This window comes from Stenotrophomonas sp. LC732 (assembly GCF_052446685.1).
Lineage (GTDB): Bacteria > Pseudomonadota > Gammaproteobacteria > Xanthomonadales > Xanthomonadaceae > Stenotrophomonas > Stenotrophomonas muris.
In genome coordinates this window covers 2,747,835-2,773,527 of sequence record NZ_CP199214.1, presented here as the reverse complement: position 1 = coordinate 2,773,527, position 25,693 = coordinate 2,747,835, and the positions used below count along the sequence as shown (strand labels likewise).

The 25,693-nt window shown below is 66.2% G+C and carries 25 protein-coding genes; 14 read left to right on the top strand and 11 right to left on the bottom strand.

Features of this window, described 5'->3' with window-relative positions; genetic code table 11:
• The first annotated feature begins 98 nt into the window (after positions 1-98).
• From ACT6SE_RS13360 to ACT6SE_RS13350, 3 genes are all read left to right on the top strand, one after another.
• Positions 99-1,004: a LysR family transcriptional regulator gene (locus ACT6SE_RS13360; RefSeq protein ID WP_046431500.1), complete on the top strand. Its 906-nt coding sequence runs from the start codon at positions 99-101 to the stop codon at positions 1,002-1,004.
• Between the two features lie 83 nt (positions 1,005-1,087).
• Positions 1,088-1,759, top strand: coding sequence for a DUF4952 domain-containing protein (locus tag ACT6SE_RS13355; protein ID WP_230548518.1), 672 nt, complete (start codon positions 1,088-1,090; stop codon positions 1,757-1,759).
• Complete coding sequence (locus tag ACT6SE_RS13350) at positions 1,680-3,056, top strand: serine hydrolase domain-containing protein (RefSeq protein ID WP_235319616.1); 1,377 nt, start codon at positions 1,680-1,682, stop codon at positions 3,054-3,056. Before ACT6SE_RS13355 ends, ACT6SE_RS13350 begins: the two co-directional genes overlap by 80 nt.
• Before the next feature lie 16 nt (positions 3,057-3,072).
• Here the strand turns inward: ACT6SE_RS13350 and ACT6SE_RS13345 are convergent, their stop codons facing one another.
• Together ACT6SE_RS13345 and ACT6SE_RS13340 are read right to left on the bottom strand one after the other, a co-directional pair.
• Positions 3,073-3,465 (bottom strand): DUF3037 domain-containing protein, encoded by a 393-nt coding sequence (locus ACT6SE_RS13345; RefSeq protein ID WP_014647643.1) that lies wholly within the window; start codon positions 3,463-3,465, stop codon positions 3,073-3,075.
• Positions 3,443-4,219, bottom strand: a complete 777-nt coding sequence (locus ACT6SE_RS13340; RefSeq protein ID WP_046431494.1) for a HipA family kinase — start codon at positions 4,217-4,219, stop codon at positions 3,443-3,445. The genes ACT6SE_RS13345 and ACT6SE_RS13340 overlap by 23 nt, the downstream gene beginning before the upstream one ends.
• 466 nt (positions 4,220-4,685) lie before the next feature.
• Here ACT6SE_RS13340 and ACT6SE_RS13335 point away from each other — a divergent pair, with 466 nt between their 5' ends.
• From ACT6SE_RS13335 to ACT6SE_RS13320, 4 genes are all read left to right on the top strand, one after another.
• Positions 4,686-5,015, top strand: a complete 330-nt coding sequence (locus tag ACT6SE_RS13335; RefSeq protein ID WP_014647641.1) for a hypothetical protein — start codon at positions 4,686-4,688, stop codon at positions 5,013-5,015.
• Between the two features lie 168 nt (positions 5,016-5,183).
• Complete coding sequence (locus ACT6SE_RS13330) at positions 5,184-7,646, top strand: S9 family peptidase (RefSeq protein WP_046431490.1); 2,463 nt, start codon at positions 5,184-5,186, stop codon at positions 7,644-7,646.
• Positions 7,647-7,746: 100 nt separating this feature from the next.
• Positions 7,747-8,514, top strand: a complete 768-nt coding sequence (locus ACT6SE_RS13325) for a hypothetical protein (RefSeq protein ID WP_046431487.1) — start codon at positions 7,747-7,749, stop codon at positions 8,512-8,514.
• A 118-nt stretch (positions 8,515-8,632) separates the two neighbouring features.
• Positions 8,633-8,953 carry a hypothetical protein gene (locus ACT6SE_RS13320; protein WP_041863592.1) on the top strand — a complete coding sequence of 107 codons (321 nt, stop codon included), beginning with the start codon at positions 8,633-8,635 and terminating at the stop codon, positions 8,951-8,953.
• Positions 8,954-8,966: 13 nt separating this feature from the next.
• On the opposite strand, the gene ACT6SE_RS13315 is transcribed toward ACT6SE_RS13320, so the two are convergent.
• Positions 8,967-9,950, bottom strand: coding sequence for a membrane protein (locus ACT6SE_RS13315; protein WP_049420803.1), 984 nt, complete (start codon positions 9,948-9,950; stop codon positions 8,967-8,969).
• Positions 9,951-10,088: 138 nt separating this feature from the next.
• Between ACT6SE_RS13315 and ACT6SE_RS13310 the strand changes: the two genes are divergently transcribed.
• From ACT6SE_RS13310 to ACT6SE_RS13300, 3 genes are all read left to right on the top strand, one after another.
• Positions 10,089-11,054, top strand: coding sequence for a DUF2268 domain-containing putative Zn-dependent protease (locus ACT6SE_RS13310; RefSeq protein WP_046431484.1), 966 nt, complete (start codon positions 10,089-10,091; stop codon positions 11,052-11,054).
• A 49-nt stretch (positions 11,055-11,103) separates the two neighbouring features.
• A complete protein-coding gene (locus tag ACT6SE_RS13305) occupies positions 11,104-11,886 on the top strand; it encodes an SGNH/GDSL hydrolase family protein (RefSeq protein ID WP_014647636.1) in 783 nt (260 codons plus the stop codon).
• Positions 11,887-12,027: 141 nt separating this feature from the next.
• The gene (locus tag ACT6SE_RS13300; RefSeq protein WP_046431481.1) at positions 12,028-12,705 is read left to right on the top strand and encodes a hypothetical protein; all 678 of its coding nucleotides are present in this window, start codon (positions 12,028-12,030) and stop codon (positions 12,703-12,705) included.
• Positions 12,706-12,708: 3 nt separating this feature from the next.
• On the opposite strand, the gene ACT6SE_RS13295 is transcribed toward ACT6SE_RS13300, so the two are convergent.
• On the bottom strand, positions 12,709-13,254 hold the full coding sequence (locus tag ACT6SE_RS13295; protein ID WP_046431478.1) for a thioesterase family protein: 546 nt from the start codon (positions 13,252-13,254) through the stop codon (positions 12,709-12,711).
• Between the two features lie 69 nt (positions 13,255-13,323).
• On the opposite strand from ACT6SE_RS13295, the gene ACT6SE_RS13290 reads away from it, so the two are divergent.
• A complete protein-coding gene (locus ACT6SE_RS13290) occupies positions 13,324-13,899 on the top strand; it encodes a TetR/AcrR family transcriptional regulator (RefSeq protein ID WP_046431475.1) in 576 nt (191 codons plus the stop codon).
• A 34-nt stretch (positions 13,900-13,933) separates the two neighbouring features.
• Here the strand turns inward: ACT6SE_RS13290 and ACT6SE_RS13285 are convergent, their stop codons facing one another.
• On the bottom strand, positions 13,934-14,257 hold the full coding sequence (locus ACT6SE_RS13285) for a hypothetical protein (protein WP_014647632.1): 324 nt from the start codon (positions 14,255-14,257) through the stop codon (positions 13,934-13,936).
• Between the two features lie 456 nt (positions 14,258-14,713).
• Here ACT6SE_RS13285 and ACT6SE_RS13280 point away from each other — a divergent pair, with 456 nt between their 5' ends.
• Positions 14,714-15,004 carry a hypothetical protein gene (locus ACT6SE_RS13280; protein ID WP_414616828.1) on the top strand — a complete coding sequence of 97 codons (291 nt, stop codon included), beginning with the start codon at positions 14,714-14,716 and terminating at the stop codon, positions 15,002-15,004.
• Between the two features lie 142 nt (positions 15,005-15,146).
• Positions 15,147-15,665: a hypothetical protein gene (locus ACT6SE_RS13275; RefSeq protein ID WP_046431472.1), complete on the top strand. Its 519-nt coding sequence runs from the start codon at positions 15,147-15,149 to the stop codon at positions 15,663-15,665.
• 46 nt (positions 15,666-15,711) lie between these two features.
• On the opposite strand, the gene ACT6SE_RS13270 is transcribed toward ACT6SE_RS13275, so the two are convergent.
• Positions 15,712-17,820, bottom strand: a complete 2,109-nt coding sequence (locus ACT6SE_RS13270; protein ID WP_046431468.1) for a TonB-dependent receptor family protein — start codon at positions 17,818-17,820, stop codon at positions 15,712-15,714.
• 194 nt (positions 17,821-18,014) lie between these two features.
• Positions 18,015-19,451, bottom strand: coding sequence for a serine hydrolase domain-containing protein (locus ACT6SE_RS13265; protein WP_046431466.1), 1,437 nt, complete (start codon positions 19,449-19,451; stop codon positions 18,015-18,017).
• Positions 19,452-19,675: 224 nt separating this feature from the next.
• Between ACT6SE_RS13265 and ACT6SE_RS13260 the strand changes: the two genes are divergently transcribed.
• A complete protein-coding gene (locus ACT6SE_RS13260) occupies positions 19,676-20,269 on the top strand; it encodes an Imm30 family immunity protein (RefSeq protein WP_141098640.1) in 594 nt (197 codons plus the stop codon).
• Positions 20,270-20,399: 130 nt separating this feature from the next.
• Here ACT6SE_RS13260 and hutU read toward each other — a convergent pair whose 3' ends face one another.
• The 4 genes from hutU to hutI are packed head-to-tail and all read right to left on the bottom strand — an operon-like array spanning position 20,400 to position 25,676.
• A complete protein-coding gene (gene hutU, locus ACT6SE_RS13255) occupies positions 20,400-22,067 on the bottom strand; it encodes a urocanate hydratase (protein ID WP_046431458.1) in 1,668 nt (555 codons plus the stop codon).
• Positions 22,064-22,918 (bottom strand): N-formylglutamate deformylase, encoded by an 855-nt coding sequence (gene hutG / locus ACT6SE_RS13250; RefSeq protein WP_049420801.1) that lies wholly within the window; start codon positions 22,916-22,918, stop codon positions 22,064-22,066. The genes hutU and hutG overlap by 4 nt, the downstream gene beginning before the upstream one ends.
• On the bottom strand, positions 22,915-24,456 hold the full coding sequence (gene hutH, locus ACT6SE_RS13245) for a histidine ammonia-lyase (protein ID WP_046431447.1): 1,542 nt from the start codon (positions 24,454-24,456) through the stop codon (positions 22,915-22,917). Before hutH ends, hutG begins: the two co-directional genes overlap by 4 nt.
• Positions 24,453-25,676 (bottom strand): imidazolonepropionase, encoded by a 1,224-nt coding sequence (gene hutI / locus ACT6SE_RS13240; protein WP_046431452.1) that lies wholly within the window; start codon positions 25,674-25,676, stop codon positions 24,453-24,455. Before hutI ends, hutH begins: the two co-directional genes overlap by 4 nt.
• Between the last annotated feature and the right edge of the window lie 17 nt (positions 25,677-25,693).

Genomic DNA, 25,693 nt, shown 5'->3' with positions numbered 1-25,693 from the left:
GGCGCTGGGGCCGGCGGAAAGGTGGAGGCTACTGTGCGCGTGGCCTGCCTCCAGAATAAGGGGTAATCTGGCGTTTCATTGAAAACCAATTGTTTGCAATGGACCTGATCGCTCCCCTGCGGACCTTCGTCAAAGTGGCCGAGGTTGGCTCCTTCGCCGCTGCCGCCGACGCGCTGGGCCTGTCGCCGCAGCTGGTCGGCAAACACGTGCAGTCGCTGGAACAACACCTGGGCGTGCGCCTGCTCAACCGCACCACGCGCAAGCAGAGCCTGACCGACTTCGGCCAGGCCTATCTGGCGCGTGCGCGGGTGATCCTGGAGGAGGTGGAAGGCGCCGAGCAGCTGGCCGAAGTAGCGCGCGGGCGGCCGATGGGGCGCCTGCGCGTCAGCGCACCGGTCACCTTCGGCGTGCATGCACTGGGGCCGGCGGTGGTGGCCTACCTGCAGCAGTACCCGGACGTGCAGGTTGATCTGAACCTGTCCAACAGCCTGGTGGACATCGTCGAGGACGGCTTTGATCTTGTGTTCCGCACCGGTGATCTGGCCGACAGTGGGCTGGTGGCGCGACGGCTGGGGCCGTATCCGCTGGTGCTGTGTGCATCGCCGGCGTACCTCGCATCGCGCCCGGCCATTGTCCATCCGGCCGATCTGAGTCGGCACGAGTGCCTGGGCTTCGCGCATTCGATCATCCGCACGCGCTGGAGCTTCCGCGATGCTGACGGCAGCGTGCTGAGCGTGCCGGTGTCCAGCCGCTTCATGGTCAACCAGGCCGAGCCGCTGCTGACCGCGGCAGTCGGAGGGCTGGGGTTGATCCTGCAGCCCCATGAAATGCTTGCCGCCGCGCTGGCGCGTGGTGAACTGGTGGAAGTGCTGCCGGACTACGTGCCGGTATCGACGTGGATCAACCTGGTGTACCCGCGCGACCGCCTGCTGACGCCCAAGCTGCGCAGTTTCCTGGACTTCTGCGTGGCACGCTTCAGCGAGCAGACGATGGCACGGCGATAGCACGGCATCGGTTGGCATTCCTGTGACTGCCTGCGAAGGATCGCCCTGAGACGATTGGCCGGTTGCCGCTGCGTAGCGCGCGCTTGCTGCTGGGGCTGGCGGCCTTGCTGTTCGCCGCCAACGTGATTGCGCAGCAGACGCCTGCGCAGGCGCTGGCCGCATGGGAAGCGCAGGGGCATGCGGATGGCCTGGCGCGACCGGATATCGAATGCCAGGATTTCCTGCAGGCGATGGGCCGGAAGCCTGCGGGACTGGAATACAGCGGCTGCAGCCAGGACGACGCGTCCTGCATCAAACCCATGCAGGCCCACTACCGCGTTCCAGGTACCCAGGCAGTGAAGGTGGAAGCCTATCTGCGCGAGACCTTTGCCATGCCTGCATTGCGCTACGCCTGTTGCGGCTGGAGCAATGGCGCGCCGTACTACTGGCGCGACGGCCCGGATGCGGTGAGGTACCAGATCGGCATGGGCGTGGAATCGCTGCCGCATGAGCGGGGCGATTGGCATCGCATCGAGGCGTTCATCGTCACGGCTGAGGTGCTGCGGCAGGGTCCCTGGCATGGATGCAGCGGGCGGTTCCATGATCTAGGATGCGCCCAGGGATACCCGCAAAGGAACTGCCATGAAGGCTGTTGGATGCCTGCTGCTCTGCAAAGTACTGGCCTGTTCGGTGCTGATGACGCTTTGGGCTGTTCCGGCAGTGGGCGCCGCCTCCAGCGTGCGTGCACATCCGCGTGCGCAGGACGCCATCGGTGACTGGCTTGCGGCCTTCAATGCGGGCAGCCTCGAGGGGTTGCAGGCATTCGCCGATAGATACGCGAAGAAGCAAGGCAGCGGTCCCAAGGACTATCTCGAGTTCCGCGAAAGCACAGGCCCCTTGCGCGTACTCGAATCAACCGAGAGTGCACCCGGCCAAGCGAAGCTTCTGGTGATGGGCCAGATGAACGAACGCGCGATGTGGGTGACCGCCGTCATGGACCCGGCCAATCCGTCGCACCTGATGCAGTTCCAGATCGAGGGCACTGAAACGCCGGACAAGCACAAGCCGGCACGGGTTGCATTGCCTGCCCTGATGGCCGACGTCACAGCAAAGCTGGAGGCGCTGCGGGCACAGGACGCGCTGTCGGGCGCGTTGCAGGTGGCACAGAATGGGAAGGTGCTGCTGGACTGGCGCGGTGGTGATGCCGATCGCAGCACTGGAATTGCAGTGGGCGTGGAGACGCAGTTCCGCCTTGCGTCCTCCAACAAGATGTTCACCGCCGTGGCCATCCTGCAGCTGGTGCAGGATGGCAGGCTCAGTCTCGATGACACGATCGGCAAGCACTTGCCGGACTATCCGAACAAGGCTGTCGCCAGCAGCGTGACCGTGCGCGAGTTGCTGTCACACACCAGTGGCCTGGGGGACTTCTTTGGCGATGGTTTCGAACAGTATTCCGCGTCCCTGAAGACGCTGGATGACTACGTGCAGCGGTTCGCCAGGGATGCGCCGCAGTTCACGCCAGGCAGCCAGGACAGCTACTCCAACTATGGCTTCATCGTATTGGGACGCATCGTCGAGGCGGTATCGGGGCGGTCGTACTACGCATATGTGGAGGAGCACGTCCTGCACCCGGCGGGCATGAACGGCACCGGCTTCGAGCCGGAAACAGCGAGCGTTCCAAAGCGTGCCGTCGCTTACACGAAGCACGATGGGCAATGGGTCCGTGAAACGAAGTCGCTGCCCTGGCGCGGCATGTCGGCCGGTGGTGGCTACAGCACAGTGGCCGATATGGTGAAATTCGCCGAGGCACTGCAAGGCGGGAAGCTGGTTTCACCTGCATTGCTGCAGCAGGCCACTACGGCGCAGAACCACAAGGGCTGGTATGGCTTTGGTTTCGTGGTTCAGGGCGAGGGCAGGGAGCATCAGTACGGCCACGAAGGCGGTGCGCCCGGATCGAACAGTGCCATCGTGGTGCTGCCGGCGCAGGGCTACGTGATCGTTGGCCTGGCCAATGTCGATCCGGATGTGATCGGTAATGTGGTCAACTACATCGCGCGAAGGTTGCCACTGTGAACGCGGCAGGTGCCGTTCATTCCGGTACCCGCACCATCTTCGTCATCAAGTGTTCCACCACACCCGCCGGGTCCGCAGTGCGGCCGACATGCGTGCTCGACATCTGTACAACCGAGCTGCGCTTGGCGGTGAGGAAATGAAAGCGGGCGCGCGCGGGCAGCTTTGCGATGGGTCCGGCGCTGGCGTCGCCACGGCAGATGGCCACGATTGCATCCAGCCATGGCTGCAGCGCGTCCTGGTCCAGCGCCGGCGCGAAGGCACGCAGGCGCTCAGGATCGATTTCGATGGCCGCCTCCAGATGGCGCGCGCCAGGGCAGGAGACGATCACCCCGACGTTGATGAATTCCTCGCGTTCCACCCGCGGCACGACGCGGATGACCGCATAGTCATACGTGTGCAGCGTGGGCACGGATGGCCTCCTGCACGAACACCGCACGCACTTTCAGGCGGTGCTTGAGATAGTCGATATAGCCCTGGCGATAGGCCTGTGGGCTGTCGAACGCCGGTTCGTCCACCAGCCAGCTGTCCGGCACCAGGCCAACGATGCGCTCGATTTCGGCATCGGTCAGGCACGCAGCCAGTTCTGCGTCCACCTCGGCAATGCGGCTGGCGAACGACAGCAGCACGTGGTCGCGGATCAGTACGAACGGCTTCTCGCAGGCATCGCCGGCGCTGGCCCAGTCGTGGTGGAAGTACATGGCCGCACCGTGGTCGATCAGGTACAGCTTGCGATGCCATACCATCAGGTTGGGGTTGCGGGTGGTGCGATCGACGTTGCTGGTGAATGCATCGAACCAGACGATGCGCGAGGCCAGCTCGGCATCCACAGGCATCGCGGCCGGGTCGTAATTGATTGCACCGGGCAGATAGTCCAGGCCCAGGTTCAGGCCCTCGCTGGCGCGGATCAGCTCCTGGATTTCCGGGTCGGGCTCGGTGCGGGCGAACTCGCGGTCCAGCTCGACGAACAGGATTTCCGGAATCGGCAGGCCCAGCGTGCGTGCCATCTCGCCGGCGATCAGCTCGGCGATCAACGCCTTCGGGCCTTGGCCGGCTCCACGGAATTTCAGCACGGCCATGCCGTCGTCGTCGGTCTCGACCACGGCGGGCAGGGAGCCGCCTTCCCGTAACGGGGTGATGTAGCGGAGGGCATGTACGGTGCGCATGGACGCATTCTAGCGTCCTGCCAGGGCAGGCGTGCCGCAGCAGAGCGGGGCGCCAGCTTAATGAACGGGTACCGCGCGAACCGCTTGTTGCAGGTCGCCTGCAATCTTCACTTGTTCCTTCCGCGTGGAGTGGCAGCATTCGTTCCAACGGAGCAACGCACCCGCGTGTGACCTTCAACAGGAGGCGCTCATGCCGCTACAGTGCAGCTGTCACGCTTCACCGTGTATGCAACGCAACGCGTGGTGTTGATCTTGACCTGACACGGTCCCGCCATCGGCGCAGATGGCCATCCGCCGCAGTTCCAGCCAAGTTCCAGACACCTTTCACCCATCGCACCCCGCGTTGCCCGGTCGGGCCTGCGATCCAGCTACTTGCGCCCCGAGAGAGATTCCTGCGTTGCCGTCGACGCTGGCAGCGTGGGACCGCCGAACCCACGCTATCCCCACAGGCTTTGGAGGTGCACCGATGAACGACGAATTCAATGCCATGCTGCCCCCACTGGATGATGCCAAGGCCGAGGAAATGATCGGCAAGGTCGTGCTGGTGGGTGTCACCCGCTATGGTGGCGACGGCCAAGTGCAGGGTCTGGAGCAGTACGCGGGCACCGTGCTGCGCATCAGCGCCGACGAAGGCGTGGTGCTGGCCGACGAAGACGATGGCCATGAGCGCTACCTGCCGCCCATGCTCGACCAGTACCAGCGGGCCGAGCCAGGCGAATACCGCATGCGGAACAGTGGCATGATCGTGGTCGACCCCGATTACCTGACCGCCTGGGACCTGCACGCCCAGCAGTGACGACAGACCACGCCTGGCAGATGCCGGTCCATCGCCGGCCTCTCCGGGCGTGTCCCACTTTGCCCCATCCGGCCTCTAGCCCTTCCGGCCCATTCACCCCATCCCCTGCGGTGCTAGATTCGGGTCCATGCCCGATTCCGGGTACCCATTCACACCCAGGGGATAAGGATGCTGATCCGTCGAACCTCTCTGGCGGCGGCTGTTGCCGTTGCCACCGTCGGCCTGTTGGCCGCTGGCCCGGCCTTGGCCGACTACGCCAAGCCGCCGGAACACCTGCTCAAGGTGCTGAAGGCACCGCCACCGCCGGCGCCGAACGTGGCCCCGGGCGGCCAGCGCCTGCTGCTGACCACCGCGCAGACCTATCCCTCGATCAGCCGCGTCGCCCAGCCCTATCTGAAGCTGGCCGGCGTGCGCCTGGAGCCGAAGAACCGCAGCCGCCATGACACGCCCGGTGGCTACGGCATTCCGGCCTGCGTGGCCGACTTCACCCTGGTCGACATCGGCAGCGGCAAGGAGACCAAGGTCAACCTGCCGCAGGGCTGTGCCACCGGCGCGCTGTGGTCGGCCGATGGCAGCCATTTCGCCTTCCAGAATGCGGTCGATACCAGCGTGCAGCTGTGGGTGGGCGATGCGGCCACCGGGCAGGTGAAGCAGGTGCCGAACGTGCAGCTGAACCCGATCTTCGGCTACACCGTGCAGTGGCTGGGCGGCAGCCAGAATCTGCTGGTGAAACTGGTACCGGCCAACCAGGGCCCGGCACCGTCCAACGGCGGCGTACCGACCGGCCCGGATGCACAGGAGTCGCTGGGCAGCAGTGGCGAGAGCAGCACCTATGAGGCCCGCGACACGCTGACCAGCGTGCACGACGAAAAGCTGTTCGCTTACTACGGTGCCTCGCAGTTGGCCGTGGTAGATACCGCCGCAGGCAGCGTGCGCCCGGTCGGGCAGCCGGCACTGTTCAACGAAGTCAGCGCCGCGCCCGATGGCGTGCACGTGCTGACTGAATCGATCAAGGCACCGTATTCGCACGCGGTGACCTACCAGCGTTTCGCCAACGACGTGGCCGTGCTGGATATCAGCAGTGGCCGCAGCACGCCGATCGCCAGCCTCCCGCTGGCCGACCGCGTGCCGGTGCACGGCGTGCCGGAAGGCCCGCGCGGTTTCGACTGGCGCGCCACCGATCCGGCTACCCTGGTCTACGCCGAAGCGCTGGACAAGGGCGACTGGAAGGTCAACGTGCCGCATCGCGATCGCGTGCTGATGCTGAAGGCGCCGTTCAACGGCAAGCCGACCGAAATCACCCGCACCGCGCAGCGCTTCGAAGGCTTCGCGTGGACCGCCGATCCGGCCGTGGCCTTCCAGTACGAGAACGACGAGAATCGTCACTGGATGCAGACCCGCATCGTGGATGTGGACCAGCCGAAGAAGGAAGGCCGCCTGCTGTGGGACATGTCCAGCGATGAGCTGTACGGCAACCCTGGCAATCTGGTCTTCACCCGCCTGCCGAATGGCGCGCAGGTGGTGCGCCGTGAGGGCAACCATGTGTTCCTCAGCGGCCGCGGTGCCTCGCCGCAGGGCGACCGTCCGTTCCTCGACCGCCTCGACCTGGCCACGTTGAAGAGCGAGCGCCTGTTCCGCAGCAGTGCAGACGCCTACGAACAGTTCCTCGGTTTCAGCAACACGCCGGGCCGCTACCTGACCTGGCATCAGTCGGTGATCGATCCGCCGAATGCCTTCGTCCGCCAGCAGGGTGAGGCGGTGGCTGATGCGAAGGCCGGCGAGGCGCAGTTCGTGTCCACCGCGACCGCACTGACCAAGCTGGTCGACCCGACACCGGAAGTGCGCCAGATCAAGAAGCAGCTGGTGACCTACAAGCGCGCCGACGGCGTGGACCTGTCGTTCACCCTGTACACGCCGCCGGGCTACAAGGAAGGCCAGCGCGTGCCGGCGATCCTGTACGCCTATCCGGCCGACTTCGCCAACGCCGCGCAGGCGGGGCAGGTGTCCGGTTCGCAGCAGACCTTCACCCGCCTGCAGCCGTACCGCCTGATGCTGCTGGCCGGCTACGCGATCATCGACAACGCCTCGTTCCCGATCGTGGGCGATCCGAAGAACGCCTACGACACCTACCTGGAGCAGCTGGAAGCCGACGCCAAGGCGGCGGTGGACAAGGCCGTGGACATGGGCGTGGTTGACCGCAACCGCATCGGCGTGACCGGCCACAGCCACGGCGGCCTGATGACCGCCAACCTGATCGCGCACACCAGGTTGTTCAAGGCCGGCGTGGCGACCAGCGGTTCGTACAACAAGACCTTTACCCCGTTCGGCTTCCAGAACGAGCGTCGCTCGGTGTGGCAGGCGCAGGACGTGTACCTGAAGGCCTCGCCGTTCTTCTATGCCGACAAGATCAAGCTGCCGCTGCTGCTGGTCCACGGCGAGGACGACGCCAACCCGGGCACCGAGCCGTTCCAGTCGCGCAAGCTGTACCAGGCGATCCGCGGCAACGGCGGCACCACCCGGCTGGTGATGCTGCCGAACGAGCCCCACTGGTACACCGCGCTGGAATCGAACGAACAGTTGGTGGCGGAAATGCTGAACTGGTTCGATACCTACGTGAAGAACGCCAAGTGAAGGAACAGGAAGGCCGCCTCAGAGCGGCCTTCCTGCATTCTGTAGAGCCGAGCCCATGCTCGGCTGCCGCTCGTCGGAACCCCAGAGGCAAGGCAGCTCCATGAAGATTTGGTTGTTGGGACTGACAGCGGTGTGCGCATCGTCTGCGGCGATGGCGGCACAGCCACAGATGAGCGTCGATGTGAGATACGACTGGTACGGCTGGGGCTCGGTATCAGAGCACTGGGTGATCCGGCGCGATGCCTATGGCCTGACCACCCGCGTGCAGGTGGTGGAGACGCCCGACGGCAAGGCGCGATTGCCGGAGCTGCTGCCGTTTGGCGCCATGGCGGCGCTCGACACCGCGCTGCAGACCGCCCCGCTGACCAGGGCGGCCGCGGTGCAGCGGATCGCTTCGCGGCTGGATCGCGCCGAAATACTGTCCCTGGACCCGGGGCTGCACAGCTTGGACACGGATGCCTGTTCGTTCGCACAGCAGCGCGCGTGGGCGCGCAAGGCGCTGTCCGGACGGAGCCTGCAGTCGCGTGTCGACCGGCATTTCTCCGGGCTCTGGACCGATGATGTGCCGATGATGACGGTTGTCGTGAGCCGGCCGGGGCGTCCGGATGTGGTGCTGGTGTCGACCTCACAGAAGGTAATGATGCTGCCCTGGAAACGCCTGCCCTCGGTGGTCTTCGAGCAGCAGGACCTGGACAACGCGCAGGAGCAGTGGCACCCGGAACTGAGCGAAGCGGTGATTGCCCTGCTGCCGGAAGGGGAAGACTCACGCAGGCGTTTCCAGACTCGCTGGTTGCATGACCGGCTGCGCAGGGATCTCGCGATGGAGTCGCTGGACTGTGGCGCCAGGGGCAGGGATTCCGCCATGTGATCAATCGCACATGCCCTGCAATCAACTGTGGAGACTCGGTAACGACGTGTTACCGGCACATTCGCACGCCACGCAAATGATCTAGGCTGAACTTGATAGCTCGTTTCAGGTCACTGCGATGAAAGCCATTCTTCTTGCTGCAACGTTGTCGTTGGCCCTGGTTTCAACGGCCCATGCCCAGTCGTTTCCTGCTGAGCTGACGCAATTGGGCATCGTCGCCGGCATGCCCTATGCCAAGGCCAAGCGCCTGCTGGATGCGGCAGGTTGGCAGGCGAGTCCGGCACAGGGCGCCCCCGAGTCACTTGAGGGCTTTCCGGAAGTCGGATGCCAGAAGGGCGGAAAGCAGTGCGCGACAACCTTCGAGAAGGGCGGGCAGCAGATCGCGGTGCAGTTGGGCACTACCTTGGCAGGGCAGCCGTTCGTGCAGGGCGCTGATTGAGCGTCTGCCACTCTCACGCCAGCGGTAGGCGATCCTGCGCGCGTGACAGCCGGTCATGCAGGTCACGCACATGCTCGGCCTTGGCATGCACCCGGGTGGTATCACCGAAGCTGCGCAGGTAGGCGCAGGCGGCGAAGCCGGCACTCTTCTTTTCGTAATCGGCAATCCAGGCCAACCGGTCCGGGTTGTTGGCCTGTTCGGCTGACCACGCAGCCACCGGTGGCCTGATGCGATAACGCAGGCCGACGCGCCACGGCTTCGGTGTCAGTCGGGCACGGAAGCAATGCTGCAGCCGGCACATGCGCGCGTACAGGGTGTCGGTGCCCAGTGCCTTGAAGAATGCCTGGAGCTGCTCGTCCTCGGGTGAGAACGTGGCATGCATCGCCAGCACGCGCAGCCCCGCCGGGGTGCGGTAGACGCGCAGATGCCAATCGGGATGCTGCTCGCTGAAGGCGTCCACGCGCTTCAGCGCAAGCCCTTCAGCACCGCCGGCAGCGGCCAGGCGCTGCTTCCGCCGCATCAGCAGTGCCGCGTTGACCAGCAGCACTGCCGCCACGCCCAGTACCAGGCCCACCAGCCAATGCCAGAGCACGGTGCCGATGACGGCGCCGGCAAGCAACACGAGCGCAGCGACGATGGCCGGTATCACGCATCCAGCCGGTGGCTGCGCATGGTCGATGTCGGCGAACAGCACGTCGGGGCTGTTGAGGCACAGCGCGCCATAGCTGTTGCGGGTGATGATGACATCGCCATCGCGCTGTACGATCTGCTCGCGGATCGGCACGCCCTCCACACCGTAGTTGCTGCGCACTTCGCGACGCGGCAGCACCTGCCCGGCGATGATGGCGTTGAGGGCTTCATGGGCACGTGCGTCGGCGTGGGCCTGGGCGTGGGCAGGCCCCTCGTCGGACCAGCCGAAGCGGCGCACGACCATCGGCCGGCCACGGAAACGGGCCTGCAGGCGGGCTTCGGCCCAGTACGCGGGAACGATCATCATCGTGCGGTGCTCCATCATCCATGGCAGGTGCCTGAGTGAGTCTGGCACAGCCCCGAAGGGCCTGCATGTGCCCGCTGCGGTGGCCGGGGCGGAGTGATAGATTGCGCGCTTCGCATGCACTCCACCAAGGACGGAGCGATGTCCAGTTTCCTGCGTTGCCTGATTGCCCTGGCCTGTGCCGGGGCGGTCGGCGTGGCGTCGGCGGGAACCCCGCCGGGGCCGCAGATCCTCACCACCGATGCCAGCCGCTTCTACGCGCTCTACGACAGCACCGGCGGCAAGCCCAGCATCGCCCAGCTGGCCGGTTACCTGGCCGAAGGCAGTCCGGGCCTGGGTGAACTGGCGAAGGCGCGCCGGGTCACGCCCGAGCGTATGGCCGAGGCCATTGCCAGCCAGCCCGGGGTGTATGCGCAGGGACGCGGTTGCCTTGCAGAGCTGCCGGCGGTGAAGCAGCGCCTGGTGCAGGTGTTCGGCAACCTGCAGGCGATCTATCCGCAGGCCGCGTTTCCGCCGGTGACCATCGCGGTCGGCCGCGGCCGACCGGTCGGGTTGACCTCCAAGAGCGGGGTGATCATCGGCCTGGAAGCGCTGTGCGCAGCCGATTTCATGAATCCCAATGTGCAGGACCGCTTCGTGCACGTGATCGCGCACGAGTACGTGCACATCCAGCAGACCGGCCTGACCGACGTCGAGCCGGGCGACTCGCATGCGACGGTGCTGCGTGTTTCACTGGGCGAAGGCATCGCCGAGTTCATCGGCGAGCTGATTTCCGGCAATGTCGGCAACGGTCGCCACGCGGCCTGGACCCGTGGCCGGGAAGTACATATCGAAAGCGCCTTCGCACTGGATGTGGACAGCACCGATCTGTCGCCGTGGCTGTACAACTACAGGCCCGGTTCGCAGGAACCCTATGATCTGGGCTACTGGGTGGGCTATCGCATCGCCAAGGCCTATTACCTGCAGGCCGAGGACAAGCGTGACGCGGTGCGTGCGCTGATCCAGCAGGACAACCCGAAGGCGATCCTGGCCGCCAGTGGCTGGACGCCAGGCATGTGGATGCCGGCCAAGGTGACCGGCGTGGCGGCGCGGTCGGCGGCACGCTGAGCGCGGGGCCGCGCGCTAGACTGGCGCAGACATTCAACGGAGAGACCCCATGCGTTCCTTGTCCGCTGGCCTGGCCGCGGTTGCCCTCGGTAGCGCGATGAGCGCCCATGGGATGGCGGCCGACGTGCCCGCCGTCAACCCGTTGTTGGTGGAACCTGTCGAGCGACTGCGCCCGGACGAGGTGCGCTTCATGCAGCAGCGCCTGGCCGATTGGCCGGAACTGCAGCGTTACCGCGATGCCAACGCGCGACTGCCTGCCGCCGTACCGGGGCAACCACGCGTGGTGCTCTTCGGTGACTCGATCACCGAAGGCTGGGGCAGGGAGGGCAGCGCGACGTTCTTTCCCGGCAAGGGTTGGCTCAATCGCGGGATCAGCGGCCAGACCACGGCGCAGATGCTGGTGCGTTTCCCGCAGGACGTGCTGGCACTCAAGCCGCGGGTGGTGGTGATCCTGGCTGGCACCAACGACATCGCCGGCAACACCGGCCCGTCCACGCAGGCGATGATCGAAGACAACCTGCACGCGATGGTGGACCTGGCTCGTGCACATGGCATTGCCGTGGTGCTGGCATCGGTGCTGCCGGTCAGCGATTACCCGTGGTTGCCGGGCACGGCACCTGCGCCCAAGGTGCGCGCATTGAACGCGGCATTGAAGCGCTATGCCGATGCGAAGCAGCTGGTCTATCTGGACTACTACACGCCGATGGCCAATGCCGCCGGAGGGCTGGATCCGCAGCTGGCCGACGACGGCGTGCATCCCACCGCGAAGGGCTATGCGGTGATGGCGCCGTTGGCCGAGGCGGCGGTCAAGCGCGCAATGGCGCTGGAGTAGGCACAGTACCCGCACTGCACAGGATCCAGCCCGCCAAGGTACAGTGGCGCCGAAGCTGGCCACGCCGCGTGGCCGCCAGGGACGATGGGGTGGGTGATGCGGAAGGGAATCCAGGGATGGCTTTGCCGCAGTGGCGCAACGATGGCCTTGCTGCTGGCCGCCGTGCCGGCGTTCAGTGCAGACACGGCGGTGCCTTCGCCGCTGACGCGTGAACCGGTGGGCGGCGTTTCGTTGGCCGAATGGACCGCCCGCTGGTGGCGCTGGGCCGACGCCCAGGGCGGCGCGCCCTATCTCGACCCGGATGGCCGTGTGTGTGATCTGGGCCAGGAAGGCCCGGTCTGGAACCTGGCCGGCACCAATGGCCGTTTCCGGCCACATCGCGAATGCGTGGTGCCGGCTGGCAAGTACCTGTTGCTGCCGATCATCAACATGGCGCACTACCAGATGGATGAGGCTGTGTCCTGCAAGGAGCTGCAGGCGGGGGCGGCGGTCAACAACGATTACCTGATCAGCGCGGTGGTGCTGCTGGACGGCCAACCGCTGGGCGACATGCGCAGGCATCGGGTCCGCAGTGAAGGCTGCTTCCGCATGGATGCTGGCGACGAACACTCTCGGCTGGCCGCCGCCGACGGCTATTGGGTAATGCTCAAGCCGTTGCCGCCGGGCCGGCATACCCTCAGCGTGGGTGCCAACTACGGCGTGCCGGATGGCGGCGCATACAGCCGCATGCGGCAGTCCTTCGAGTACGTGCTGCACGTGGGAGGGCGCACCCAGGTCGTGTCGCGCGAACCGCACGCGGTGCCGGTGGCGGCCCCCTGAAGCTCAGGCGTCGTCCTGCTTCAACGCCGCATCGGCGGCCAGCAACGCTTCGGCGGCCGCACTGAGCGGCGGCGACGGCGGGGCGACCACGCCGATCGCTTCCATCATCTTCGGCATGCCCAGGAACTGCCGCGCACGCCGGTCGTAGATGCCGGTGACCAGCAGCGCGCGCGTGGCGATCTTCTGCTCGGCGCCGATCAGCACGCGCTGCTCCATGATGCCGCGCGAGCCGACCCAGCCCACCAGGCGCGTTTCCAGGGTGAAGCGCTGGAACGGCTTCAGCTCGCGGCGGAACTGGATGGTGCCGGCGCCTACGATCGGTGCCCACTTCTCGCGCAGCGCCACCCGGCCCAGGCCCATGCGCAGGATCAGGTCCAGCCGGCCCAGGTCGAAGATGTTCCAGTAGCGACCGTTGGTCATGTGCAGGTTGCTGTCCAGATCGTTGGGCAGCACCCGGAACTGCAGCCGCGAGACCCCGAACGGGGCCTCCAGCTTCGGCCGGAACAGGCTGTACAGCAGCAGGTGGAGCAGGCGGAACCAGAGATTCATGGTTATGACGACTGTTATAGAATCGCCGGTACGCTAATCTATGACGACTGTCTTAGCAAGGAGCCCGCCGTGAGCCCGCGTCCCTCTGATGCGCCACAACGCGTGATTGATGCTGCGGCACAGATGCTGGCGCGCGTGGGTCTCAATGCCACCAGCATCCGTGAGGTGACCAAGCTGGCCGAGGCACCGCTGGGCTCCACCTATCACCACTTTCCCGGCGGCAAACAGGAGTTGCTGGCGCGCGCCACCCACATGGCTGGCGACAAGGTAGAAGCGCTGCTGGTGGAGCTGCTGAAGGGGGGGGCGGTGCAGGGCCTGCAGCAGTTCCTGGCGATGTGGCGTGAGCGCTTGCTGCGTTCCGGGTTCCGCGCGGGCTGTCCGGTGCTGGCCGCGGCAGTGGAAGAGCCGGTGGAGGCCGTGCCCAGCCAGCCACGTGTTGCCGCTGCCGAAGTGTTCGCGCGCTGGCAGGGGCATCTCGCCGCAGCCTTCATTGCCGACGGCCACGAACAGTCGGCTGCGAACGAGCTGGCCAGCCTGGTGATCGCGAGTGTGGAGGGTGCGGTTGCGATGTGCCGCGCACTGCAGGACATCGCCCCGTTCGACCAGGTGGCAGCGCAGTTGCTGAAGGCGGCCGCGCGTCCTTGATCCGGCTATCCGCGTGCGTGAGACGCGCAGCAGGTCATCGGAAGATCATCAGATAGCCCCAGCCGAGCCCGATGGGCAGGAAGGCAGCGATGGCCGACGCGCCCAACCAACGCAGGTAGCTGCGGGAGGCGGGGGATCCCTGCCGCTTGAGGGCCCAGGCATGCGTCGGGAGCACCAGCAACGCCTGCACCGCAAAGGTGGCCACGGCGGCAAGCCATGCCACCAGGACGCCGAGGCAGCCATCGCTGATGCAGCGGCTACCAAACCACGAACCCCAACCGGCGAGGCCAATCATCGGAACGAACATCACGAGGGCGGTGGAGCGGGTGAGCTGGGAGACGTGCATGCCGTAGAGCATACTTTTTCGTAGCGGAAAGTCATGATCCAGCCGCCGGCGCGCGGGTACAAGGCCGGCGCCAGTGCGGCCTGTGGGTGATGGACCCACGGCCCATCGCGCTGGAATCCGTCCACCACCGCCTACGCGTGCCCGGCAAGGATGTCCGCATGCAGTATCAGGTTCCCGAGGTCCCTTGCCGCGCTGCCTCCCGCCCCCTCGCGGCGGCATGAAGCGCTCGCGCCATTTTTCACGCAGTCCACTGAAATTGCCCGTAAACCACGGCAGCGAAGTCGTGCGTGCGCGCCGGTACCTGCAGCAGCGGGGTTGGCCACGCCTGCAGATGGCGCTGATCGTCTCCCTGACCGGTGCGGCCGGATTCCTTGCCTCGTACCTGCTGCGCCTGGCCGGCATCGACGCGATGTTGCTTCGCTACCCGATGGCTGTGTTGCTGGCCTATGGCGTGTTCCTGCTGCTGGTGTGGATCTGGATCCGCTGGCGCTGGGCAACGTACTGGAGGGACTGTCGCAGGATGTGGGCGGTGGCAGCCCATCGCCTCGCATGCAGGGCATGCAGGAACAGGGATGGTGGCGGGTATGCGTGTCGCATACGATCTGGCCGCTGCTCGGCCTGCTGCTGTTTTTCGCCGTACTGGGCTGGCTCGCGCAGGAATGCGTGCCGGGTGCGAGCCATCTGCTGCAGGTCATCAGGGGGGGAGTGCGGTTGGCTCCTTCATATCGCCTGGACCCGCCCCGTTTTCAGCTGCACTGAACAGTGGGCTATGATCGCGGTCGGCCGGGATTCGTGTCCCGGCGGTGTCACCTATCGGGAGCTTGTCGTACTGCATCTGAAACAGGGGCGCTGGATGGCCGAACGCCCACTGGGACACACAACCACTGACGAGGAAGAGCGCATGGATGTCGCTGCACGCAGGAACAGGACGTTGTTTCGTTGGATCATGGTGACGCTGCTGGCGGCGTTGTTGCCGTTTGCAGCACTGGCGCAGCCCGCAGCCGGGCAGGCCGATGGCGCCGAAGCCGCCACCGCCGAGGAAGAGGCGCAGTGCCGCGCCTGTACCTATGAGCGCATTGGAACCAAGGTCGATATCGGCCTGGTGGCACTGGTGTCGCTGCTGGTGGTGGGCCTGCTGACCGCGGCGTCGCGGGAATGGGGCACTACCTCGCAGCGCTGGACCTGCCGCACGCTGGCCCTGCTGCTGGTGGGTGTCGGTCTGGCGTTGCTGTGGTGGGCTGGCAGCGTCGTCTACCTGGGCTACAACCCGTGGCAGGAAATGGCCGCCCCCGTCGATGGCTCGCTCACCTCGACACTGCTCAGTACCTCGCCGAAGTGGTTGGCGGCACTGGTGCTGATCGGCTTGGCGCCTTCCATCTGGAAGCGCAGCGAGCGCCTGCCGGCCTGGCGTATCGGCTGACACTGGAACGGCGGCGCCGGATCACACCCGGCGCCGCCTGCGGCAATCAGTCAAAGCGCCAGCGCATGCCCGCATAGACGCCACGACCTTCGCCCGGGGTCGAGCGCGCGACATCCTTGCCGGCGTCGTCGTAACCCGGCGTGACCGTAGCGGCGTAGTGGCGGTTGCCGAGGTTGCGCATCTCCACCCAGGCCTGCCAGCGGCCACCGGGTGCGTCGTAGCCGATGCGGCTGCCGAAGATCACATGGCTGTCGGCCCAGTAGCTGTTGGCGTAGTCGACGGCGATGCGCGAGGCGTATTCGGTATTGAGCGCAGCGTACAGGCCGGACGCATGATCGAAGCGCAGCTCGGCCTGGTAGGCGTGGCGCGGCAGGCCGGGCAGGCGGTTGCTGCCGAAACGCGTGTCGTGGCGGTAGCGGAAATCGCTGAAGGTATAGGCCTGGCGCAGCGACAGCCGGCCCGGTGCAGCCTGCCACAGCGTGCTGTCCAGTCCGGCCTCGATGCCGCGGTGAACGGTGGGGCTGGCGTTGTTCTCGGCGATGAACAGGTTCGGCACCGGTTGCAGTTCAACGCTCAGCAGTTCGTGGTTCACGTGCGCGTAGTAGCCGGTCAGTTCCCAGCGGCCCAGCGCCGCGTCACCGCGCGCGCCCAGTTCCAGCGTGGTGGCGGTCTGGTTCTGCATCGGCACCGGAGCGCGCTGGCGGCCGGTAGACGGGCCATTGCCTGGCCCGAAGTACTGGTTCGAGCCCCAGATCATCGACCACGGGTGCGGCGCCTCCACCGAGCGGCTGAGGTTGCCGAACCACTGGGTCTGGGCGCTGTGCTGCCAGGTGAAGCCCAGTCGCGGCGCATGGTCCCAGTCGTGGTCGCGCAGGCGGCCACCGCTGCTCGGCCAGGTCACCTGCACATCGCGACGGGTGTTGATCAGTGCCAGCCCGGCCTGCATGCGCAGGCGGTCATTGAAGGCGAGGGTATTGCTGACGTGCAGCGTGCTGTCGGTGCCGTGGTGGCGGAAGTCACGCGTGCGCGTGCCGGCAGCGAAGCCGTTGCTGGCAAAGCGCAGCGACTCGCGCACATCGGCGTCCAGATCGTGGGTGACGCGCAGGCCGACCGTGGTTTCGCTGTCCAGGCCGAACAGCTGGTGGCGATGGCGGTAGTCCAGCGTGGCGTTGAGGTTGGCGTAGTCCAGCTGCTGCCGGTACAGGCTCTCGTTCAAGTCCATCGGGTAGGTGTGGTAGACCAGCCCGGCCTGCAGCGAGGAATCCTCATCGATCTGCAGCGTGGTGACGTTACCCACCCAGGTACTGCCCGGCTGCGGGCGGCGCGCATCGATGGCCAGGTTGGCCGCGTTCGCGGCGTGCGGATCGTTGCGGATCTGGTCGCGGGTCAGGCGACCGGGTGTTTCGTGATTTGTTTCGCGGTAGCGCACGAAGAAGCGTGTCTGCAGGTCGGGCGTGATCTGCCAACCGATGTTGGCCATCGCACCCTTGCCGTCGCCGCGCGAATGACGCTGGTAACCGTCGAATTCGGTATCGGTGTAGGCCAGGAAGTAGTCGACATCACCACTGACGCCGCCCCAGCTGATGCCGCGCTTCTGGTAGCCACGGCTGCCGGCTTCGTAGTGCAGCTGCACGCCCGCCGAATCACGACCGCTGCGGCTGACGTAGTCGATGGCACCGCCCAGCGCCAGCGCGCCACGCTCGAAGCCGTTGGCGCCGCGCAGCACTTCCACGCGCGACAGCCACAGCGGTTCCAGCAGCTCGTAGGGCGTGCCGCCCGGGCCGGTCAGTGGCAGGCCGTCGATCGACACCGCAATGCCCGAGGCGTGCGCGCCCGGGCCCCGGTTGATGCCCGAGCCACGGATCGAGATCTTGGTGCCCTCATTACCCGGCGACTGCGCGCTGATACCCGGCTGGTAGGCCAGCACATCGGCGCTGGTGGATAGTCGGCTGTCGGCCTTGGCCACGTCGATGACGTTGCTGGCGCCGGGGATGCGCTTCAGCGCTTCGCGCGCCTGCGCGCTGGTACCGGCGGCGGTGACCTGTACGGCATCCAGCGTGGTGGCCTGCGGGGCTGCAGCGGCGGCGGAGGCGAGGCCAAGGGAAACGGCCAGGAACAGCAGCGACGGGTGAGGGCGGTACGACGGAAGCGACATGCGGGAATGCTGTAAACCACGAAAGTGGCGCGCAAGTTAACAGGTCGGCAGCGCCGCGTCACCCGCCGGCGGCGTATGGCCGCCCGCCGTGTTCCTGTAGAGCCGAGCCCACGCTCGGCTAATCGCGCGCAGCGCGGGTTGTCTGCCATCGCAACGAAGAGCAGCCGAGCATGGGCTCGGCGCTACAGCAGGGTTTATGGCGAGGGTTTCGCCAGCTTCTTGGCCTTCGCGTACAGCCGATCAGCCGCTTCCCTATCGCCCAATGCCGCATGGCACCCGGCCAGGCTGTCCCACGCGTTGGCCGAATCCGGATACAGCTCGGCGTTGAGCGCGAACACTTTCAGTGCCTTGTTGGCACCAAGACTCTCGCGGATGGCATAGCCATCACCGTTGATCGCACGCTCCAGTTCGCCGGTGGGAACGCCATTGCTGTCGCGCAGCCAGCTACGCATCTGCGGTTTCGCATCGGTGCTGTCATCCAGCGCATAGCCGATCAGCCGCTCGGACAACACCGCATGCGGAAACTCCCCGGGCGCAACCACCGCCATCGTGCTCTCCACCAGCGTGCTGGACCAGACATTGCGGGCGCTGCCATTGGTCAGGTACACGAACACCCAGTAGCCGCTGGCCAGCGTGCCCTTGTAGGCCAATCGCGCACGTACACGGGTGCCACCATCGTGGCCGACCTGGGTGTAGCCGTCGCTGCGGGTGGTGTCCCAGCCGGTGGAGAAGAAGTTGCTGCCGCCACCGCTCAGCTTCTGCGGCTGCCAGAGTTTTTCCAGGGTCGCCGTGCGCACCAGCTTGCCGGTCGCCAGCGCCTGCAGGAAACGGTTCATGTCGCCCACGGTGGTCTGCAGGTCGGCATGCCCCCAGCCGTAGTTGGGCCAGGGATCTTCATTGGCCGGTTGCAACGCGCCATCCTTGCCGATGTACGGCACCGCCGCGCGCTCGACCGGCACGTTGGCGATGCCCCATGACGTGCTGGTCATCTTCAATGGCTGCAGGATGCGTTCGCGCGCGATGGCCGGGTAGGGCGTGCGGTAGTGTGCTTCCAGCAGCGCTGTCAGTACCAGGTAGTTGGCCTGGGTGTACTGCATGCGGCTGCCGGTGGCGAACTGCATCGGTGCCGCGCCGGCGACTTTCAGCGCAGCGGCAAGGCCAGGCGCTACACCGGGGTAGCCCTTGCTCACCCAGCGGTTATCCACCCGGTCGTAGTACTCGCCGATGCCGGAGCTGTGGTTGAGGAAATCACGCACGTGGATCGCCTGCCATGCAATCGGCAGGCCCGGCACGTAGCGGCTGGCCGGCGCATCCAGATCCACCTTGCCCTGATCGACCAGTTGCATCACCAGCGTGCTGGTCAGCAGCTTGGCCATCGACTGCGCGGCGAAGATGGTCTCGACGGTGGCAGGGGCATGGGCAGCGGGATCACGTTCACCGCTGGCGCCCTGGTAGAGCACCTGGCCGTTGTGTGCGACCAGTACCGCTTGGCCGGCGATGCCGTAGCGGTCGCGGTTGGCCTGCAGCTGGGCGTCGAGCTGAGTGGAGAGGTCAGGGGTGAGGCCACGCGCCGAAGCGATCGGAACGACGAAGAGGGCGCAGAGCAATGCAGCAACAAAGGTGCGGTACATCGCGGCGATCCATCAGCGGTGATGGCGCATGTTGGTCAGCGGCGGGCACTGGGTCAAGCGGGGCGAGCACCTATGTGAATGCGTGAGTTCCCAATGACCTGTCGTAAACAGCTCTTTGCGACTGATGAGGCATCAGATGTAAGAGCGCCTCAGCCCACACCGACGTAATAGCCTTAAGTGGATTTAGACGGCTCCACCCATGCGGCGAACTTTCAGGCTCTGGCTTGAGCATCGATTCGATCGACGCCCGGCGGCATTTCACTCCAGTATCAGAGTTGTCCTGGTGCGCGCGTACAATCGAATGCCACTCCATTGATGGACAGGTGCAAGCAGTGCCAACTGCCACCAACGACGCTTTGATCAAGAGCCAACTTCTGGACGAGCTGTTGCGGGCTTCGCAAATGCTCACTTCAGAAGAGGTTGCGGTATTTGACCGCACGGTTCAGGCGCTATCAGGTCTGAAGTTTTCCGGTCGGGAGCTAGGAGTTCTCTTCTCGATGTTCGCCGATGACACTCCGCATCATGACGTCATGTGGGGCCTTCTTCATCTTGTCGAGGCAAGTGACGGCGACAGCATGGTTTCCGCGCTTGTCCAATCAGCTCCGTACATGCTTCGCGTGGCACCAGAATGGTTGGAGACTTTCATCTGCAGATTGCTTAACAGTGATCTACACAGAAATATGTTGATTGCTTACTTGAAGAGCATGGCCTCGACGAAGGGTGCAGCAGAAGTCGTCTCCTTGATCGAAGCGCTCAAGGCTGATACGTCGGACTGTATTCGAGCAAAGGCATCGGTGGTCGCTTCGGCACTGATGTAGCGGAGTGAGCGCCGACCAAGGTCGGCATCTACCAGAGCGTCCCCGCACCAGGGGGGGGGCGGGCGGCGGCCGGCGGCACGGGCAATGCTTGGGCGGTGCCGGCCAGCGGCCGGCACTACCCAGACCTCGATCAGCCGAGAATGCCCGGCAGATCCAGTCCCTTTTCCCTCGCGCAGTCGATCGCGATGCCATACCCCGCATCGGCATGGCGCATCACGCCAGTGGCCGGGTCGTTCCACAGCACGCGGCCAATCCGCTTCGCCGCCGCTTCGGTGCCATCACAGACAATCACCATGCCGGCGTGCTGCGAGAAGCCCATGCCGACGCCGCCACCGTGGTGCAGCGACACCCACGTCGCGCCGCTGGCGGTGTTGAGCAGGGCGTTCAGCAGCGGCCAGTCGGACACCGCATCGGAGCCGTCGGCCATCGCTTCGGTTTCGCGGTTCGGCGAGGCGACGCTGCCACTGTCCAGATGGTCGCGACCGATCACCACCGGTGCCTTCAGTTCGCCGTTGGCCACCATTTCATTGAAGGCCAGGCCGAGTCGATCACGATCACCCAGGCCGACCCAGCAGATGCGTGCCGGCAGGCCCTGGAACTTGATCTTCTCGGCGGCCATGTCCAGCCAGCGGTGCAGGTGCGGGTTGTCCGGAATCAGTTCCTTCACCTTTGCATCGGTCTTGGCGATGTCTTCCGGATCACCGCTCAGTGCAGCCCAGCGGAACGGGCCGATGCCGCGGCAGAACAGTGGACGGATATAGGCCGGCACGAACCCCGGGAAATCGAAGGCATTGGCCACGCCTTCTTCCAGTGCCATCTGCCGCAGGTTGTTGCCGTAGTCCACGGTCGGCACGCCCAGCGCGTGGAAGCCGAGCATGGCGCGGATGTGGTTGGCCATCGATGCACGCGCAGCCTTCTCCACTTCCTTCGGTGCACTCACACGCTTCTCGTCCCACTGTTCGACCGTCCAGCCCTGCGGCAGGTAGCCGTTCACCGGGTCGTGCGCGGAGGTCTGGTCGGTCAGCAGGTCCGGCTTCACGCCGCGCTTGAGCAGTTCGGCCAGCACATCGGCAACGTTGCCGAGCAGGCCCACCGACTTCGGCGTGCCGGCCTTGCACGACTCGTCGATCAGGCGCAGCGCTTCGTCCAGATTATCGGTCCAGGTGTCGAGGTAGCCGGTGCGCAGGCGCATGTCGATGCTGCTCTTGCGGCACTCAACGGCCAGGCAGGAGGCGCCGGCCATCACGGCAGCCAGCGGCTGTGCACCACCCATGCCGCCGAGGCCACCGGTGAACAGCCACTTCCCGGTCAGGTCGCCGCCGAAATGCTGGCGCCCCATTTCCACGAAGGTCTCGTAGGTGCCCTGCACGATGCCCTGCGCACCGATGTAGATCCAGCTGCCGGCGGTCATCTGGCCGTACATGGCCAGGCCTTTCCTATCCAGCTCGTTGAAGTGGTCCCAGTTGGACCAGCGCGGCACCAGGTTGGAATTTGCGATCAGCACGCGCGGCGCGTCGGCGTGGGTGCGGAACACGCCTACCGGCTTGCCCGACTGCACCAGCAGGGTCTGGTCGTCGTCCAGGCGCTTGAGCGTCTCGACGATGGCATCGAAGCTTTCCCAGTCGCGCGCGGCGCGGCCGATGCCGCCGTACACCACCAGTTCCTGCGGGCGCTCGGCCACGTCCGGGTGCAGGTTGTTCATCAGCATGCGCAGCGGCGCTTCGGTCAGCCAGCTTTTGGCGTTGAGCGTGGTGCCGGTCGGCGCGGCAATGGTGCGGGACGGGTCGTTGCGGGTCATGCGGCGCTCCGGTTCGTAGCGAATTCAAGACAGGCGTTGAGCACCTGCGCCAGGGTGTGGCGCAGCGGTGCGGCGTGGGCGGGGTCGAGCGGGGTGGGCCAGCTGTGTTCGTCCACCTGGCCGGGCAGCGGCTCGTGCATGTAGCCGCGGCAGGCAAGTTCCATCTGCAGGCTGTGCACGCCGCCCGGGATGTTGCTGTAGTGGCGGGTGATCCAGCCGCCCTTGAAGCGGCCGTTGCGCACCTGGCTCATGCCACTGAGCGCCAGCAGGTTCTCCACCACATCGCTCAAGGCGTTGTCGCAGGAGGTGTCCGGTGCACCGGAGGGGCCGGCGGTACCCAGGTTGAACTGCGGCAGCTCGCCTTCGAACAGGTGCGGGATGTGTGAGCGGATCGAGTGCGCGTCGTACACCACCACGGTACTGTGGTGTGCGCGCAGGCGCGTGATCTGCGCCGCCAGCGCATCGTGGTAAGGCAGGAAATACGTGTCGCGGCGACGGGCGATTTCCGCTTCGTCCGGTTCGCGCCCGGCGTGATACAGCGGCTGGTTGTCGAAGGTGGTCAGCGGGCACAGGCCGGTGGTGTTCTGCCCCGGATACAGCGAGACGCCGCTGGGATCGCGGTTGAGGTCGATTACCGAACGCGAGATCGCCGAGCGCACCGTGGTCGCGCCCATGCCACGCACGAAGTCGTACAGGTCGTGTACCCACCAGTCTGCGTCGCGGCGGGCCAGCCACGGTGAGTGGTAGTCGCCGATCAGGTCGTGCGGCAGCTCGCTGCCGGTATGCGGGAAGCTGACGATGAGGGGGGCATCGCCCTCGTGCACCGTCAGCCATTCGGGATGGGTATTCATGCCTGCGGTTCCACGGTTGGCAGCAGGTCGGTCAGGCCCTGCGCCAGCGCGCCGCTGCGCACCAGATTCGTGGCGGTCACCATGTCCGGATGGAAGTAGCGGTCTTCTTCCAGCGTCGGCACCTGCGCACGCAGGGTGGCGCGCACGGTTTCCAGCGCGGCGCTGGAGCGCAGCGGGGCGTGGAAGTCGCAACCCTGCGCAGCGGCCAGCAGCTCGATGCCGATCACGTTGGCGGCGTTCTCGGCCATCTGCATCAGCCGGCGTGCGCCATGCGCGGCCATCGACACATGGTCTTCCTGGTTGGCCGAGGTCGGGATCGAGTCAACGCTGGCCGGGTAGGCGCGCTGCTTGTTTTCCGAGACCAGTGCAGCAGCAGTCACCTGCGGAATCATGAAACCGGAATTCAAACCGGGACGCGGGGTCAGGAAGGCGGGCAGGCCGGACAGCGCCGGATCGACCAGCATCGCCAGGCGGCGCTCGCTGATCGAGCCAATCTCGCACACCGCCATCGCCAGCATGTCGGCGGCAAAGGCGACCGGCTCGGCGTGGAAGTTGCCACCGGACAGCGCTTCGCCGGTGTCGGTGAACACCAGCGGATTGTCGGACACGCCGTTGGCTTCGATTTCCAGCGTGGTAGCGGCCTGGCGCAGGATGTCCAGCGCCGCGCCCATCACCTGCGGCTGGCAGCGCAGGCAGTAGGGATCCTGCACGCGCACGTCGTTGTCACGGTGCGATTCACGGATGTCCGAGCCCTGCATCAGCGTGCGCAGGGTGGCGGCGGTGGCGATCTGCCCGCGCTGGCCGCGGATGGCGTGGATGCGGGGGTCGAAGGGCGTGTCGGAACCCTTGGCAGCTTCCACCGACAGCGCGCCGGTCACCAGTGCGGCCTGGAACACGGTCTCGATCTCGAACAGGCCGGCCAACGCATAGGCGGTGGAGAACTGGGTGCCGTTGAGCAGCGCCAGGCCTTCCTTCGCGCCCAGTTCGATCGGCTGCAGGCCGGCACGTGCCAGTGCGTCGGCTGCCGGTAGGCGCTCGTCACCGATGAAGGCTTCGCCTACGCCCAGCATCACGCTGGCCAGGTGCGAGAGCGGCGCCAGGTCACCCGAGGCACCCACCGAGCCCTGCGCGGGCACCACCGGCAGCACGCCCTTGACCAGCATCGCTTCCAGCAGCAGCAGGGTTTCCTCGCGGATGCCCGAAGCACCCTGCGCCAAGCTGACCAGCTTCAGCGCCATCATCAGGCGCACCACGCTGGCCGGCATCGGCTCGCCCACGCCAGCGGCATGCGAGAGCACGATGTTCCGCTGCAGCGTGGCCAGATCTTCGCGCTCGATGCGCACGCTGGCCAGCTTGCCGAAGCCGGTGTTGATGCCATACACCGGCGCGCCCTTGGCGACGATGGCGGCCACCGCCGCCGCACTGGCGCGCACCACCGGCAGCGCGGCCGGGTCCAGTGCAAGCGGCGCACCGCGATAGACCTGCCGCCACTGGGCGAGAGTGACATGGCCGGGGCGAAGAACCAGGGTGTTGCTCATGTGTTGCTCCAGGAGGCAGGCAGGTCGGGCTGTCCGCGCACCACGCGCGCGTGCAGCGGGTTGAATCCAATGCGATAGACCAGGTCGGCGGGGGCATCGATGTCCCAGATCGCCAGGTCGCAGTCCATGCCCACCGCCAGGCGGCCGATGCGCTCGCCATGGCCCAGTGCGCGCGCCGCTTCACGGGTGAAGCCGGCGATGCACTCGTCCACGGTCAGGCGGAACAGGGTGGCGCCCATGTTCATCGCCAGCAGCGGGCTGGTCAGCGGCGAAGTGCCCGGGTTGCTGTCGGTGGCCAGCGCCAGCGGTACGCCGGCCGCACGCAGCGCGGCGATCGGCGGCAGGGTGGTATCGCGGGTGAAATAGAAGGCGCCGGGCAGCAGCACGGCGACGGTACCGGCAGCGGCCATCGCGGCGATGCCGGCGTCGTCCAGATGTTCGATATGGTCGGCCGACAGTGCCCCGAAGCGGGCCGCCAGTTCGGCGCCATGCTGGTTGCTCAGCTGCTCGGCGTGGATCTTCACCGACAGCCCGTTGGCGCGCGCCGCCTCAAAGACCTGGCGCGCCTGCGCCGGCGAGAAGGCGATGTTCTCGCAGAACACATCCACCGCTTCGGCCAGGCCTTCGGCGGCGATGGCCGGAATCATCACCTCGCACACTTCGTCGGTGTACTCCTGTGCTTCGCGGCCTGGCGGAACCGCGTGCGCGCCGAGGAAGGTGGTCACCACGTTGACCCGGCATTCCTCGCCCAGCGCACGCGCCACCTGCAGCTGCTTGCGCTCGTCGGGCAGGGTCAGGCCGTAGCCGGACTTGATCTCGAGGGTGGTCACGCCCTCGGCGCGCATCGCCAGCAGGCGTGGCCGGCTTTCGCGGGCCAGCTGTTCCGGCGTGGCGGCACGGGTGGCGCGCACGGTGGAAACGATGCCGCCGCCGGCACGGGCGATCTCGGCATAGCTGACGCCCTGCAGGCGCTGCTCGAACTCGTTGGCGCGGTTGCCGGCGTAGACCAGGTGGGTATGGCAGTCGATCAGGCCGGGCGAAATCCAACGGCCTTCGCCGTCGATGCGGGTGGTCGGCTGCAGGTGGGCATCGCTGCCGGCCGCGCCGACATGGACGATGCGGCCGTCGGCGCAGGCCAGGACGCCATCGCGGATGACACCCAGCCCTTCGCCATCAAGGGTGATCAGGTGGACGTTGGACCAGAGGGTATCGACGTGCATGGCATCCACAACGCGGC